We start from the raw sequence: 15,339 nt of genomic DNA on the forward strand, positions 1-15,339 counted from the left end.
TCTAAACTTGTAAGTGAACAGAAGAGGTGACGAACATGAAGTCAGTAATTACAAGAGACGAAGAGAAATTCCTGAATGAACATTTTCGATATTTCACGGAAGATCATAGAGACGAACCTGTATATGAAAGACTGAATGCCGAGAGCCTGCTCTCGAGAGATGGTACTGAGAAAGCCTTGAACCATCTTCATATATACCTTGAATCCGAGTCGTTTCTGACAACAGGATCTTTCCTCGGAAAGCGTTTCGGATACTATGCCATTACAGTACCGATAGTTCTGATGACGCTATTCGATAAATTTCCGGACGTTTCTCCTGCCAATGTGGAGTATGTACGTATCGATGAAAATCCGAAGTGGTTTCCGAAATACTACCTGAAAGACAAAACGACGATATCTCCAGAGGAGAATCGAAAAGCTTGGATAGAAGAGAATATGCGCCAGCTATTCCGTGATCATCTTGCTCCGATTTTCTTCCACATCCACAAGACGACGCGTGTCTCCAAAAAAGTTCTGTGGGAGAATGTCGCGATCTACCTATACTGGCTGTACGAAAGGAAATTACCGGAATGGTATGAAGGGGCAGAGTTGGAGCGTCTGAGAGAAGATTTTCGTTTTATTGTGGAGGAGTTGGATGGAGAGCCTTTCGGAGAGAAGAAGAATCCTTTCACTTATTTTGAATCCCAGCCTGTTCTGCCGACGGGAGCCAGGGAGCGGAAGTGCTGCTGTCTGTCCTATCGACTCCATGAAGACAGCACGTTTTGCAAGGTCTGTCCTCACCTGAAGAGGATGGATGAATTAAAAAATTTATAATTTATTATAATGAACGGTATATTTTTACTGAAAATAAGGTATAATGAAGATACGGTAAGACTTAAGATTGTCTGTAATTTTTATTTCCTTATGGAGGGACGCTTTCGAAAAGCGTTCCTTTTTTTTGTTCATAATACCGCTCCGGCTGTGCATTCTAAGAGAAAAGGAGTGTGGTCGAATGGAGCGTAAAAAGTATTTCGTAAATATGGGGACAAGGGAAATTTCAGTGAACCATGATGCTAACAATGATGACTTCGTTATTCATGCAACGGAAGAGGAAGTGCTAGAGCTGAGGGAGATGTTCGATGAAATGCAGAACGCGGATGAACGATCCTTCTTCCGATCTCATATCCCGTTTGTTCCCTATCACAAAGACTTGCCGAACGACGAGTACGATGACCTGATGGAGTGGGCGTTTACGCTGGTGCATGACTTAGGAGATGAAGAAACAAAATCGACGATCGAAGGTATGGGTGTGTTAAAAAAATAGGCGGAATTCCGCCTGTTTTTTGAATTCAGCTGATAACTATCGCTGAGCTTACTAACAGAAAGTGGCCATCCCTTTTCCGGATCAGTAATCCGAAATCAGGAATGACCACTTCTGTTTATTCAGTTGACGGTAGTTTCCTTTTTTATTGCGCAGGCATTTCCGGAATTTCCATTTCTTTAGCGTTGTTCACCACATCGTCGGGTACGCTCAATTCAGAAATTTCGTTGTAATCGGAGTAAGTGATCTTCGTGTCCTGCACAAGGTTGATGGTCTGTCCTTGTTCTTCAACGGTAATATCCATTTTCATATCCACAGTTTCCGGATAGTACGTTTCTTTGTTCAGAGTGAAGGTGATATCGGTACTGTTGATGGTCGTATTCTTCATCATGTCTTCTGTCAACATCTCTGTCCCTGCTTCTTCCATGACTTTCTGCATAAGTGACTCCATTTCTTCCCCTGTAGCGGAGACACTCATTTTATAATGGTCTTCCGATTCTTCAAGAGAGAAATCTGAGATGTGTTCTTTGAACATATCCAGTTGAGAACCCGGAGCCTGTTGTTCAGCAGGAACAGAAGTATTCAGTTGCTCCTGGAGGACTTCAGGGGCTTTGACCCATTCTCCGCCCATCGGGTTGGTCATATACATCGCATCTTCTGTCACGTATTGTTCCATCGTCTGTGCTGGAATCTCAGGCATTTCTTCTCCCATCATCGTTTCCATATCGATGGACTGATGAAGGATAAGAGGGTCGAATTGCATTTCTCCCGAAGAGGAAACGTCCATACTCATATTTCCTCCCGGCAATCCTTCCGTATCCCCTTCAGTAGTGATCTCCTGGGACATTTCCATCTCCATGGCCACGCTTTCGATGGAGTCACTTGCCTTTTCGGCCTGCTTGAAGATTTCGGAAGCGTCCTCTCCTTCGGCTGTTCCGCAAGCGGCAAGGATCATGGATAGAAAAAGTACAGTGAGTGCTTTTTTCCAATGGTTCATTATAATCTCCCCTTTTTTCATTTCTACTTTCTTTACGCTTACGAACAAAAAAAGTTTCAGGAAATTCCAGAATTTTATTTTCAAAATGAAGGTCAGATGTTCGTTTTTGAATTATCACTCGGAAAAAGAGATGGAACGTTTGTAATTTGTCCTTCGTATGATACGATTTAAACAGAGAATCAGAAGAGTGTTTGGAAAAGGCAGTTGATAATGTATGAAGCAGTTTTACGATTATTACAATAATTTAGTCAGACTATCGTTTGAGGATCACCCGTTCTCTGAGAACCCGAAGCATGTATGGGTTATATGCAGATATCAGGGGAAATGGCTTCTGACAGAGCATAAGGAGCGAGGCCGCGAATTCCCCGGAGGTAAAGTCGAAGAAGGGGAGAGTGCTTCTGAAGCTGCCATCCGCGAAGTGAAAGAGGAAACAGGCGCTGTCGTCGAAAATCTTCGATATGTAGGGCAGTACCACGTGGATGGGAAAGGCGGAACCATCATCAAGAATGTCTACTTTGCTGAAATTGCAAGAATCGATGAAGAAGAACATTATTTTGAAACGAATGGTCCGGTGGTACTTGAAGAGCTTCCGAATGCGTTACGTCAGCAAAAAGAATACAGCTTCATGATGAAGGATGAAGTGTTGCCGACTTGTCTTGAAAGGATAGAAGCTGTTTTGTAAAAAGAGAAGGAAGAAGTCCCTTGTTTATGAGGGCCTTCTTCCTTTTTGTTTGTTTAATGCTTGATTGGACCTGCCTTGGCGATCGTCTCATCAGCATAAGTGAACTTCTTGAAATTTTCATGGAACTGATCGGCCAGTTCCTTTGCCTGCTTATCGTAAGCGTCTTTATCTTCCCAGGCATTACGTGGAACAAGAACGTCTTCAGGTACCCCTTGGCAACTGGTAGGGATGTTCAATCCAAAGACGGGATCCTGATAAGTTTCTGTTTCCGTGAATTCTCCGTTCAGCGCTGCTTCTACCATACGGCGGGTGTAGGATAGTTTCATACGCTTGCCGGTTCCGTAAGCACCGCCGCTCCAACCGGTATTCACAAGAAAAACTTCCGTCTCGTTTTCATCGATTTTCTGTCCGAGCATTTTTGCATAGACAGAAGGAGGAAGTGGCAGGAACGGTGCTCCGAAACAGGAAGAGAACGTAGCCTGTGGTGAAGTGACACCCCGTTCTGTACCTGCAAGCTTACTTGTGTACCCGCTGAGGAAATGATACATCGCTTGTGCTTTTGTCAATTTGCTGATGGGCGGAAGAACACCTGTAGCATCCGCTGTCAGGAAAATGATCGTCTCCGGATGTCCGGCTTTACTGTCTTTGAGAGCGTTATCGATATGGTCGAGCGGATAGGCGACGCGCGTGTTCTCTGTAAGAGAGGTATCAGCGTAGTCCGGTCTTCCGGTACGTGCGTCCAGAATGACATTTTCGAGTACGGCTCCGAATCGTACGGCTCTGTAGATGTCCGGTTCACTTTCTTCTGATAGATCTTTCGTTTTAGCGTAGCATCCACCTTCCATATTGAACACGCCCTTATCCGACCATCCGTGTTCGTCATCTCCGATCAGAAAGCGTTTCGGATCTGCAGATAATGTCGTCTTTCCTGTTCCGGAAAGGCCGAAGAACAGAGCGGTCTCTCCGTTTTCATTTACATTCGCTGAGCAGTGCATAGGAAGTACCCCTTCTTTCGGAAGCAGGTAGTTCATGACGGAGAAAATCGATTTCTTGATTTCTCCTGCATATTGGGTGCCACCGATCAGAACGATTCTATGTTTGAAGGAAACAGTGACGAACACTTCTGAATTGGTACCGTCTGTTTCAGGATCCGCTTTCAACCCGGGAGCAGAGAGTACAGTGAAAGCTGCTTCGTGATGGGTTTCCTCTTCTTTATTCGGGCGGATGAACATTTGTCTTGCAAACATATTATGCCACGCGTATTCCGTGATGACCTGGATAGGAAGGCGGTAGTCTTCATCTGCCCCAGCAAACCCTTTGAATACGAAGCGCTCGTTCGTTTGTTTCAGGTAATCGATGACTTTGTGATACAGATGGAGGAAAGTATCTTCTGTCATCGGCTGGTTTACTTTGCCCCAGTCGACCCGTTCAAAAGTCTCGTCATCCTTCACGATGAATTTGTCATTCGGAGACCTTCCGGTGTAAGCACCTGTCTCCGCCTGAACGGCCCCGGTGTCTGTCAATGTCCCTTCTTGTCTCTCGATCACTTTTTTGATCAGCGAAGGAACAGATAGGTGAACGTGAGTTCCATCTGCCTCAAGCAATTCTTCGATGCTTGAGCGGTCACTTCTTGCATGAATCATCGATATCCCGCCTTTCCTTAATTCCGCATGAAAGCGATTATTTGTAAATAGTATAACACATTGTTTTTAATAGTCCACACTGATTTTGAAGTTTTTAAAAAAGGTCGAAATTGCTGTACTATATAGGTAAGAGAGGGGAGAAGAGGATGAAGAAATCAGTCGTATTATATGATGCGGAATGTCCTTTGTGTATACGTACAAAGAAGTGGGTGACTCTATTTGATTGGAACAATCGCCTCCTGTGGCTATCCCTGCAACAGATGGAAGCTCAAACGGCACTGAGCAGCGAGAAGAAGCAGGAGATCCGGGAGCAGCTCCACCTTTATGATCCTGACAGACAGGAGCATATCGGATATGATGCTGTCACATATATATGTAAAGAGTGTCCCCTTTTATACGGATTAGGGAGAATCCTCGGAGTTCCTGCTATACGGAAGGCGGGGATCCCCGTTTATCGATATATCGCCAACAACAGGTACAGGGTGGGGATCCACGATTGCAAGGATGGATCCTGCTCTATATAATTGACAATCGTTCCTGATTTGATATGATAAAATGCGAACGGTAACTCTCTTATCCAGAGTCGGTGGAGGGACAGGCCCTATGAAACCCGGCAACCGTCTTCAGACATGGTGCTAACCTGACGCAAGAGGTGTCTCTTGGACGATAAGAGCGAAAGGAAAATGCTCCCTTTCCTCTGTATAAGGAAAGGTTTTTTCTTTTTATCCGGAAGGTTTTCCCTCCCGGTCCTTTGCAGAATAATAGTAATGATGAAACAGGATGTCCCTGACGTAAGTGCTTGTTACATACATGTAGCTTTTCGGATGATAGTCCTGTAATAAATGATCAGTAGAGATAAGTGCTGGTAAAGAGTACCGTAATCAGAGTATTTTGAAGGAGGAGTCTTGAAGCATGCCTGTAAATCGCCGATTGTTCACATCTGAATCGGTTACGGAAGGTCACCCCGATAAGATATGTGATCAAATTTCTGATGCCATTCTTGATGAAATATTGAAAGAGGACCCGAATGCACGGGTGGCCTGTGAAACGGTGGTGACGACCGGACTGGTTCTCGTATCCGGAGAGATCAGTACCACGACGTATGTCGATATCCCGCAAGTGGTTCGTCGAACAATCAAAGAAATCGGTTATACGAGAGCGAAATTCGGCTTTGACGCTGATACATGTGCGGTACTGACAGCCATTGATGAACAATCTCCTGATATCGCCGGAGGAGTCGATGAATCGCTCGAGTCGAGAGAAGGTCAGATGAGTGAAGAAGAAATCGACGCGATCGGTGCCGGAGATCAGGGACTTATGTTCGGATACGCGACGAATGAAACACCGGAACTGATGCCGCTCCCTATTTCGCTCGCTCATCAGCTCTCGAAGCGCCTGGCTGATGTCCGTAAAGACGAAACACTTTCTTACCTGCGCCCGGACGGAAAGACGCAGGTAACCGTGGAGTATGATGAAAATAATAAACCGCTGCGTGTGGATACGATTGTCATTTCCACTCAACACGCAGAGGAAATCATGCTTGAAGATATTAAGAAAGATTTGAGAGAGCACGTGATTGCTCCGGTAGTGCCGGAAGAATTAGTGGATGAAGAAACGAAGTATATCCTGAACCCGACAGGACGTTTTGTCATCGGTGGCCCTCAGGGGGATGCCGGACTTACAGGAAGAAAAATCATCGTCGATACGTATGGAGGGTACGCCCGCCATGGCGGCGGTGCTTTCAGCGGAAAAGATTCCACGAAGGTGGACCGCTCCGCTGCTTATGCTGCGAGGTACGTAGCTAAGAACATCGTGGCGGCGGGGCTTGCTGATACGTGTGAAGTCCAGCTCGCCTATGCAATCGGTGTAGCGGAACCTGTTTCCATCTCGATTGATACGGACGGCACCGGTAAAGTGACCGAAGCTGAACTGGTGAAGGCTGTTCGTGATCTTTTCGATCTCCGTCCGGCAGGCATCATCCGCATGCTAGATCTGAAGCGTCCGATCTACAGGCAGACGGCTGCTTATGGACATTTCGGGCGTCCGTCGGATCAATTCCCGTGGGAGAACGTGGATAAAGTGGATATATTGAAAGCGAAGTTGAAAGAAGCGCAGTAATGAAAGAGCTGTCCTGTACGTTACGCAATGTGACGTTCAGCGACAGCTCTTTTTTCTTCATTTGAGGACGTGAGGGGCATTTTTGCGGACCTTAGGCTGGTTTTTGCGGACGTTCGACAGAATTCGACGTCTATTTGCGGACTTCGCCCAGAATTTTTGCGGACCTCTGGCAGGGAATTTCTAAACGGAATTCTGCCTCTCTCTGTAATAGCGACCTTTTTCCACATAACTCTCGCGAATCCGCCTCATTTCCCGGTAATCTTCGTCAGTGAGCTCCCGGACCACTTTTGCCGGACGACCCATAGCCAGGGTGCCGGCAGGAATGGTTTTGCCGGGAGGCACAAGACTTCCTGCTCCGAGGAATGCCCCTTCTTCTACAGTAGCCCCGTCTAAAACGAGAGATCCCATCCCTATCAGGGCATTCTTTTTGATCGTAGCCGAGTGAAGTGTGACTTGATGACCGACGGTGACCCCTTCTTCGAGAATCAACGGCATACCCGGGCTTTGGTGCAGCATGCTCAGGTCCTGGACGTTGGTCCCTTTTCCTATTTTTACAGGAGCGACGTCCCCGCGGATGACTGTTTTGAACCAGATGCTCGCTTTTTCTTCAATGGTTACATCTCCGGTGATGACGGTATCTTCAGCTATATAAGCCGTGTCGGAGATGGAAGGGTGCTGACCTTTATATTCGCAAATCATCGAAAACCTCCTTATACTGTATAATATATCAAGTATAGCAGACGAAGGGAGAGGGGCAAGAGATGCTGAAAGAATACATAGCTGTAACTCCGAAAGCGGTAATCGTCATTGTGCATGGAGCTTTTGAACATGGAGGGCGTTATCAGGCGCTTGCAGAGAAGTTCCAGGCCGATGGCTATTCCGTCGTTGTCGGTGACCTGCCGGGGCAAGGGGACGAAAAAGGCAGACGCGGACACATTAGAAGTTTCCGTCAGTATATAGAAACGATCGAAGGGTGGGTAACTTACGCCCAGGATACCGATCTGCCGGTTTTTCTCCTCGGTCATAGTATGGGTGGGCTTGCGGTCATCCGTACCCTTCAGGAAATGAAGCTGCCTGTGCGTGGTGTTATCCTTTCTTCTCCTGCACTAGGAATCAAAAATGGAGCAGGGAAACCACTCGAAGCTGTATCCAAAGTTCTCGACAGAGTCTCGCCTACCATGCGGGTTGCCTACCCTTATAATCCGGAAATCGTAACGAGAAATGAAAGGGTATGGGAGATGGACCGGAAAGATGATAAAATCCTGGACCAGGTTTCCGTGCGATGGTACAAAGAATTCCAAAGAGCCATCAAGAAAGCCCATGTCCAAGAAATGTCAAACCTGCCTCTCCTGCTCATGCAGGCAGGAGATGATAAAATGGTGAAGATCAAAGATACAAAGCGTTGGTTCAACAATCAGGACATGACGGAGAAAGCTTATAAAGAATGGCCGGGATTGTACCACGAGATTTTCAATGAACCGGAGAATGAAAAAGTTTATCGCTACACACTCAACTTTTTAGAATCGCATCGCTAGAGGAGGATATTGTTTTGTCGACACATGTACCAAGCCAGCCGGTATCCCTGATGTATCAGGGGTACCGCTACATATTTCCGGAAGTGTTCCGGCAACTGGATGAATGGAAAGAAAAAGCGGAGGCTATTCCGGATGATGAATTGAGAAGCCAGGCTCTGGATAGTATTGAGCAGAAAGCTTTCCATTGTGAAGGGGGAGGGCTTTTTTCACTCGTTTCGGGTGATGCCTGGAAGCAGACAGTCACGTTTGTCGTAGCTTATCAGACCATCTGTGATTATCTTGATAATCTTTGTGACCAGAGTGCTTCCCTCGACCCGCGTGATTTCGAAAGCCTGCACTATGCTCTCGAGGATGCCGTCCATCCGGAGAATCCGCACAGGGACTATTACTATTACCGGGAAGAGAAAGAGGACGGGGGATATTTGGAGGCTCTCGTGTCCACCTGTCAGGGGATAGTGAAAGAACTCCCTTTCTATGAAACGGTGAAACAGGAGGTGGCGGAGCTTAGTGCCCTTTATGGAGAATTCCAAGTGCATAAGCATGTCACTGAAGAAGAGAGGATCCCGCGTCTCAGAAACTGGCATGAAGAAAATCGAAGTATAGTTCCTGACATGGAATGGTATGAATTTTCAGCTTGTACAGCTTCTACGATGGGGGTATATACGCTGGTTGCTTATTGCGTAGGAGACCGGGTGAATCAGGAATTGGTGCGACGAGTGAGGAATTGTTATTTCCCTTACATGCAGGGGATGCACATTCTTCTTGATTACTATATCGATCAGGCGGAAGATGAAGCGGACGGAGAAATGAATTTCTGTACGTACTATGAATCGAACGAGGACCTGAAGAAGCGGATCGGGGACTTCATGGATGAAACCGACCGGAAGATCGAAGAAATGCCGGATGCCAAATTTCATCGGATGTTGAGAGAGGGTGTCGTGAGTATGTATCTTGCAGATGAGAAAGTGAAAGATCTGCCGGGTGCTGCTTCAATGGTTCCTTACCTGTTGAACAAGAGTGGCAGACGTACGTGGTTCTTCTATGCCAATGTGAAAGCTTTTCATAAATTGAAAGCCTGACCGTAATAGGTCAGGCTTTTTCTAATGCCAGAATGAAAGGCGCGTTGTTCTTTTGATTGATGAACTGATACCGGAGAACGTGGACGAATCTCTGATCGAGATAAGAAGCATATTCAATGACACGTTCTTTTTCCTCTTTGCCGCCCTGGTGTCCGTGATAGATGACGAGAACGATCATACTTCCCTTAGGCATAGCTGCGAGCATCTGATCAATGGCTGTAATCGTCTGATCAGGAGTCGTGACGACCGTTTTATCACTTCCAGGGAGAAAACCGAGGTTGAAGATGGCTCCTTTGATTCTGGAGTGGTCCTTCTCCGGGATATGATCCAGGGCCTTCGCATGAGAGGCTTCATGAAGAGTGACCCGGTCGGTCATCCCTTCTTCCTTCAGTCTATCTGAAGTGGCATCAATCGCTTCCTTCTGAATGTCGAAACCGTAGACATGCCCGTCTTCTCCGACGAGGTTCGCCAGATACAAGGTATCATGTCCATTTCCGCAAGTAGCATCGATAGCTATGTCCCCGGGGGAAACGGTTTTCTTCATAAGTTCGTGGGAAAAGGGTAGGATTCGGTCCAATTGCATGATATTTCTCCTTTGTTTCTAAATGATGAAAAATATTATATCACACGCACACAAGAAACACCGCCTTTTCTTACTTAGGCGGTGTTCGTTTTGTGGAAGCTCTTCGTTTTGAAATCGTATCGTAGGCCTTCTTGGCGTATTTCTTCGTTTTCTGAGGGTTTCTTTTGGCGTAAGATACCGCTTTTCGTACTAGATTTCTCATTTGATCACCTCTCTTCTATTATCATTCCCTTCTCTCACCTTCTGAAACGTGGGAAAATAGTTGACAAAGAGCCTCTTATTCATTAAGATACGGGTATAATTGCGAAGACGTGGAAGAGGATTAGTAATAGACGAAGGAAGCTCAGAGAGACAGCGGCTGGTGGAAGTTGTCCTTTTTTCGGTTATGAACTCGCCTTGGATGTTGCAGAAGGGATAAGCTTCTGCCGGTTCAGCCTCCGTTACCGGGATCGAGTGAGCGTAAGAGACGCTAATTTGGGTGGTACCGCGAGATAGAACCTCTCGTCCCATGGTTATGGGATGAGGGGTTTTTTGATATACTTAGAAGATGAACAGGAGGAATAGCAATGGCTTTCAATCATAAAGAGATCGAAAAGAAATGGCAGTCGCACTGGCTGAATGAAAAGACGTTCAAATCCAGTACGGATACAGATAAAGAGAAATTTTACGCGCTTGACATGTTTCCTTACCCTTCAGGAGCAGGTCTTCACGTTGGGCACCCGGAAGGATATACAGCGACAGACATCCTTTCAAGAATGAAACGGATGCAAGGATACGAAGTGCTTCATCCGATGGGGTGGGACGCATTCGGTCTTCCGGCTGAGCAGCATGCACTCGATACCGGGAATGATCCGGAAGAGTTCACCGCTCATAACATCAACACCTTCCGCCGTCAGATCCAGGAGCTTGGCTTCTCCTACGATTGGGACCGCGAAATAAATACGACGGACCCGAACTACTACAAATGGACGCAGTGGATCTTTCTGAAACTTTATGAAAAAGGACTCGCTTACATAGACGAGGTTCCGGTAAACTGGTGCCCGGCACTTGGCACGGTACTCGCGAATGAAGAAGTCATCGACGGAAAGAGTGAACGGGGCGATCATCCGGTGGAACGCCGCCCGATGAAACAATGGATGCTGAAAATCACTGCGTATGCAGATAGACTGCTTGAAGACCTGGAAGATCTTGACTGGCCGGAGAGCATCAAGGATATGCAGCGCAACTGGATCGGAAAATCGGAAGGGGCGGAAGTCGAGTTCGATATCGACGGACACGGAGAATCGTTCAAAGCTTTCACGACACGTCCGGATACATTGTTCGGAGCGACGTATGCCGTTTTCGCTCCGGAACACCCGTACATCGATAGCATTACGACTCCCGAACAGAAAGAAGCGGTACAGAAGTATGTGACGGAGGCTCTTCATAAGAGTGATCTTGAACGTACAGACCTTGCTAAAGGAAAAACCGGTGTATTCACAGGAGCTTACGCTATCAACCCGGTAAATGGTGAAAAACTTCCTATATGGGTGGCCGATTATGTGCTGATGAGCTACGGGAGCGGTGCCATCATGGCTGTTCCTGCTCATGACGAGCGTGACTATGAATTCGCGAAGAAATTCGATTTGAAGATCACCCCTGTCGTTGATGGTGGAAATGTGGAAGAAGAGGCTTATACGGAAGATGGTCCACATATCAACTCTGATTTTCTGAATGGCCTATATAATGACGATGCGATAGCTAAAGCAATCGACTGGCTGGAAGAGAACGGAAAAGGGAAGAGAGAAACGACGTATCGTCTGCGGGACTGGCTGTTCAGTCGTCAGCGTTACTGGGGAGAGCCGATTCCTATCATCCATTGGGAAGACGGATCGGTTACTCCGGTACCTGAAGAAGAATTACCGGTGGAACTTCCGAAAACGACAGAAATCAAACCGTCCGGCACCGGCGAGTCTCCACTTGCCAATATTGAGGAGTGGGTGAATGTCACAGACCCTGAAACGGGAATGAAGGGGCGGAGAGAAACGAACACGATGCCGCAGTGGGCAGGAAGCTGCTGGTATTACCTCCGTTATATCGACCCTGATAATGATGAAATGTTCGCTGACTTCGAGAAGCTCAAAAAATGGCTTCCGGTGGATATTTATATCGGAGGAGCGGAACATGCCGTACTTCACCTTCTTTATGCCCGTTTCTGGCACAAAGTCCTTTATGATGCAGGTGTCGTACCTACCAAGGAACCGTTCCAGCAGCTGTTCAACCAGGGAATGATCCTCGGGGAAGGCAATGAGAAGATGAGTAAGTCCAAAGGGAATGTAGTGAACCCGGACGACATCATCCGTACCCACGGGGCAGATACACTTCGTCTGTACGAAATGTTCATGGGGCCTCTGGAGGCTTCGATCGCCTGGTCCGAAAACGGTCTTGAGGGGGCGCGTCGTTTCCTCGACCGTGTATGGAGGCTTATAGCTCCTGAGGGTCAGTTGAATCCTGCAATCAAAGAAGATGCTGATACGGAAGCTCTGGAGAAAGTTTATCACGAGACGGTGATGAAAGTGACGGAGAACTTCGAACAGCTTCGTTTCAATACAGGGATTTCTCAAATGATGGTATTCATCAATGATGCTTATAAAGCGGAGGAACTGCCTAAGTCGTTCATCGAAGGATTCGTGCAGTTGCTTTCCCCGGTGGCACCTCACCTAAGTGAGGAGATGTGGGAGATCCTCGGTCATGAAGGAACCATCGCTTACGAGCCGTGGCCACAATTCGATCCAGAGAAACTTATAGAAGAAGAAGTCGAAATCGTTGTCCAGGTCATGGGCAAAGTCCGTGCTAAAATGATGGTGGACAAAGAAGCCTCGAAGGAAGACCTCGAGAAAGCGGCACTTGAAAATGAAGATGTCAAACCGTGGCTTGAAGGCAAAACGGTGCGTAAAATCATTGCCGTTCCAGGAAAACTGGTCAATATCGTAGCCAATTAAGACGAAGCTTGTCTTCCTTTAAAGGGGGGGCGAGCTTTCTTCTTGACTTCTAACTATTATTTAATAAAATAACAATTGCACATCAAAATAAGGAGGATGGTAAAGTGAGTACTATTCCTGAAATGAATGCAGAAACGCTGAACCGAAAAATCAGCGACGGAGAAGATATAACGATCGTCGATGTAAGAGAAGATGAAGAAGTGGAAGAGGGAATGATTCCAGGTGCACTCCACGTACGTCTGGGCGAACTTCCACACAGATATGACGAATTGAACAAAGAAGATCACCACGTATTAGTGTGCCGTTCAGGTCGAAGAAGCATGAAGGCGTCCGAGTTCCTTAAGGACAATGGATTCTCGAATGTCACGAATCTCGAAGGCGGCATGCTCAGCTGGTCCGGAGATCTTTCTTACAAATAAAGAAGGTGAAAGCTATGATGATTTGGGGTATAACGGCTGCTTTGTTGGTCATGTTGTATGCCGTGACGCATACCAGAGGGTGGAACGGGCTAAAGACGATCAATGAGCAGGAACTCAGTAAAAAAGATTATTGTGTCATCGATATAAGAGATTATATTTCCGCTCATCGTTCACCGTATCCGGGGGCGGAAAATATCCCTCTCAGTTATCTACCGAGGGAACTGAAGGAGCGTTTTGACTGTCCGAAGAAAATACTCCTCGTTACAGATGATGAACGCGGAGCTGTGAAAGCAGCAAGGTTACTTCGAAAAAAGAAGAACCAGTCTGTATATTATGTGAAAGCTTCTTAAAGGACGCGCCGTTGTTACAAACGGACGTTCTTTTTTTATGATTTATCTCGAATTGAAGATTTATTACTTGAATATTCATCAAGTGTGTAGCAAAGTAAAAAAAGAGAGGGAGTGAGTCGTTATGGAAAAGAAATTTTTTGAAGCACCGTCCAGTTTTATAAGAGATATAAAGCTCAGAGTAAACGATCTTGATACGTCTATTGCTTTTTACGTGGACACGCTGGGTTTTACAGTGAAACGTCAGAGTGAAAAGGAAGCTTTTCTTTCGGCAGGAGATGCGGGTGACATCCTTATAACTCTTGTAGAATCAGCGGATAATAAACAGAAGATACCTCGGAGGACAGGTCTTTACCATATTGCGATATTATTGCCTGATCGATCGTCTATCGCTAAAATGCTGAAACATCTGGTCGATTGTAACGTGCAGTTGGGAGCGGCTGACCACGAAGTGAGCGAAGCGTTGTACTTGAATGATCCGGATGGAAACGGGATAGAGATTTATCATGATAGGGATTCCGTGTCATGGAAGTGGGAGGGGGATCAAGTGAATATGACGGTGGATCCTCTGGATGCGGAAGGCGTGATGGAGGAGTTTGATGGAGATACGTGGAAACAAATGCCTACAGGCACTGTACTCGGTCATATTCACCTGCATGTTAGAAATCTGGAAGAAGCCCGGGGATTTTACGAATTGCTCGGATTTCACATTGTATGTACCTTAGGTCAGCAAGCTTACTTTATGTCCACGAATGCATATCATCACCATATAGGGTTGAACACCTGGGCAGGAGTAGGATCCGAACCTCAACCTTCAGACCGCCCGGGATTAGAAGAATATTCGATTTCATTTCCGTCCGAAGATGTACGCAATAAGATAGTAGAAACATTAAAAAGCAACAATGAAGAAGTTTTTATAGAAAAAGAGGGTTGGTGTGCAGTCGATCCTTCCGGTAATAAAATACTTTTGCTGGCATAATAGTAACGAAGAAACCGGAACAAAGGCCGTTCCATTAAGATGGAGAGCCTTACTGTTCCGGTTTTTCATAATAGAAAAAAAGAATCTTAAAATATCGTTGACATAGTAATTGATAAAGTGTAATATAGTTTTTGTCGCTTTGAGGAGCGGCAGCGCAAAACAAACGAATTAAATTCTTTTTAAAAAACTATTGACTCATTCATAGTTTTGATGTAAATTAGAAATTGTCGCTTTGAACAGCGCAGTTGTGAAATTGTTAATTATTCCTTTAAAAAATTCATTGACTCTTAACAAAGTTAAATGATATAATAATTTTGCTTCACAATATTTGACTAGATCTTTGAAAACTGAACAATGTTTTATGCCATGCGTCAATTTTTTAAAATTATTATTGAGCTAATCAATACTCTTATGGAGAGTTTGATCCTGGCTCAGGACGAACGCTGGCGGCGTGCCTAATACATGCAAGTCGAGCGCGAGAAGCGAGATGAAGCCCTTCGGGGCGGACGCTCGTGGAACGAGCGGCGGACGGGTGAGTAACACGTGGGCAACCTACCTGTAAGACCGGAATAACCCCGGGAAACCGGGGCTAATGCCGGGTAACCGTTCGGTTCTCCTGAACCGAACGTAAAAGGATGGCTTCTTGCTATCGCTTACAGATGGGCCCGCGGCGCATT

Annotated in this window: 15 protein-coding genes, 1 rRNA gene, 1 riboswitch and 1 other annotated feature; of the genes, 12 read left to right on the plus strand and 4 right to left on the minus strand. The window is 46.2% G+C overall.

Annotated elements, in window-relative coordinates; genetic code table 11:
* Positions 1–35 precede the first annotated feature (35 nt).
* Together BLQ44_RS12960 and BLQ44_RS12970 are read left to right on the plus strand one after the other, a co-directional pair.
* Entirely contained in the window at positions 36–812 is a 777-nt protein-coding gene (locus BLQ44_RS12960; RefSeq protein ID WP_093194329.1) for an IucA/IucC family C-terminal-domain containing protein, read from the plus strand.
* A 178-nt stretch (positions 813–990) separates the two neighbouring features.
* On the plus strand, positions 991–1,302 hold the full coding sequence (locus BLQ44_RS12970) for a hydrolase (RefSeq protein WP_093194331.1): 312 nt from the start codon (positions 991–993) through the stop codon (positions 1,300–1,302).
* 142 nt (positions 1,303–1,444) lie between these two features.
* Here the strand turns inward: BLQ44_RS12970 and BLQ44_RS12975 are convergent, their stop codons facing one another.
* Positions 1,445–2,296, minus strand: a complete 852-nt coding sequence (locus tag BLQ44_RS12975) for a DUF6612 family protein (RefSeq protein ID WP_093194332.1) — start codon at positions 2,294–2,296, stop codon at positions 1,445–1,447.
* Between the two features lie 214 nt (positions 2,297–2,510).
* On the opposite strand from BLQ44_RS12975, the gene ytkD reads away from it, so the two are divergent.
* Entirely contained in the window at positions 2,511–2,978 is a 468-nt protein-coding gene (gene ytkD, locus BLQ44_RS12980) for an RNA deprotection pyrophosphohydrolase (protein ID WP_093194333.1), read from the plus strand.
* A 53-nt stretch (positions 2,979–3,031) separates the two neighbouring features.
* Here the strand turns inward: ytkD and pckA are convergent, their stop codons facing one another.
* Complete coding sequence (gene pckA, locus BLQ44_RS12985) at positions 3,032–4,621, minus strand: phosphoenolpyruvate carboxykinase (ATP) (RefSeq protein ID WP_176757518.1); 1,590 nt, start codon at positions 4,619–4,621, stop codon at positions 3,032–3,034.
* Positions 4,622–4,767: 146 nt separating this feature from the next.
* Here pckA and BLQ44_RS12990 point away from each other — a divergent pair, with 146 nt between their 5' ends.
* Positions 4,768–5,145, plus strand: coding sequence for a thiol-disulfide oxidoreductase DCC family protein (locus BLQ44_RS12990; protein WP_093194334.1), 378 nt, complete (start codon positions 4,768–4,770; stop codon positions 5,143–5,145).
* Between the two features lie 46 nt (positions 5,146–5,191).
* A riboswitch (SAM riboswitch) is annotated at positions 5,192–5,294 on the plus strand.
* Positions 5,295–5,533: 239 nt separating this feature from the next.
* The gene (metK, locus tag BLQ44_RS12995) at positions 5,534–6,739 is read left to right on the plus strand and encodes a methionine adenosyltransferase (RefSeq protein ID WP_093194335.1); all 1,206 of its coding nucleotides are present in this window, start codon (positions 5,534–5,536) and stop codon (positions 6,737–6,739) included.
* Between the two features lie 180 nt (positions 6,740–6,919).
* Here metK and BLQ44_RS13000 read toward each other — a convergent pair whose 3' ends face one another.
* A complete protein-coding gene (locus tag BLQ44_RS13000) occupies positions 6,920–7,438 on the minus strand; it encodes a gamma carbonic anhydrase (protein WP_093194336.1) in 519 nt (172 codons plus the stop codon).
* A gap of 62 nt (positions 7,439–7,500) precedes the next feature.
* Here BLQ44_RS13000 and BLQ44_RS13005 point away from each other — a divergent pair, with 62 nt between their 5' ends.
* Positions 7,501–8,274 (plus strand): alpha/beta hydrolase, encoded by a 774-nt coding sequence (locus BLQ44_RS13005; RefSeq protein ID WP_093194337.1) that lies wholly within the window; start codon positions 7,501–7,503, stop codon positions 8,272–8,274.
* A gap of 14 nt (positions 8,275–8,288) precedes the next feature.
* Positions 8,289–9,353: a tetraprenyl-beta-curcumene synthase family protein gene (locus tag BLQ44_RS13010; protein WP_093194338.1), complete on the plus strand. Its 1,065-nt coding sequence runs from the start codon at positions 8,289–8,291 to the stop codon at positions 9,351–9,353.
* A gap of 10 nt (positions 9,354–9,363) precedes the next feature.
* Here the strand turns inward: BLQ44_RS13010 and BLQ44_RS13015 are convergent, their stop codons facing one another.
* Positions 9,364–9,936 carry a class I SAM-dependent methyltransferase gene (locus BLQ44_RS13015; RefSeq protein ID WP_093194339.1) on the minus strand — a complete coding sequence of 191 codons (573 nt, stop codon included), beginning with the start codon at positions 9,934–9,936 and terminating at the stop codon, positions 9,364–9,366.
* Between the two features lie 303 nt (positions 9,937–10,239).
* Positions 10,240–10,448 (plus strand) — a binding site (T-box leader).
* Between the two features lie 54 nt (positions 10,449–10,502).
* Here BLQ44_RS13015 and leuS point away from each other — a divergent pair.
* The 5 genes from leuS to BLQ44_RS13040 form a co-directional block, all read left to right on the plus strand.
* Positions 10,503–12,917, plus strand: coding sequence for a leucine--tRNA ligase (leuS, locus tag BLQ44_RS13020; RefSeq protein WP_093194340.1), 2,415 nt, complete (start codon positions 10,503–10,505; stop codon positions 12,915–12,917).
* A 104-nt stretch (positions 12,918–13,021) separates the two neighbouring features.
* Positions 13,022–13,336 (plus strand): rhodanese-like domain-containing protein, encoded by a 315-nt coding sequence (locus BLQ44_RS13025; protein ID WP_093194341.1) that lies wholly within the window; start codon positions 13,022–13,024, stop codon positions 13,334–13,336.
* Positions 13,337–13,350: 14 nt separating this feature from the next.
* Positions 13,351–13,686, plus strand: coding sequence for a rhodanese-like domain-containing protein (locus BLQ44_RS13030; RefSeq protein ID WP_093194342.1), 336 nt, complete (start codon positions 13,351–13,353; stop codon positions 13,684–13,686).
* Positions 13,687–13,807: 121 nt separating this feature from the next.
* Positions 13,808–14,662 (plus strand): VOC family protein, encoded by an 855-nt coding sequence (locus BLQ44_RS13035; RefSeq protein WP_093194343.1) that lies wholly within the window; start codon positions 13,808–13,810, stop codon positions 14,660–14,662.
* A 408-nt stretch (positions 14,663–15,070) separates the two neighbouring features.
* Positions 15,071–15,339 (plus strand): 16S ribosomal RNA (locus BLQ44_RS13040); the annotation flags it as partial.

It is taken from the genome of Salimicrobium halophilum, assembly GCF_900100295.1.
GTDB classification, from domain to species: domain Bacteria; phylum Bacillota; class Bacilli; order Bacillales; family Halobacillaceae; genus Salimicrobium; species Salimicrobium halophilum.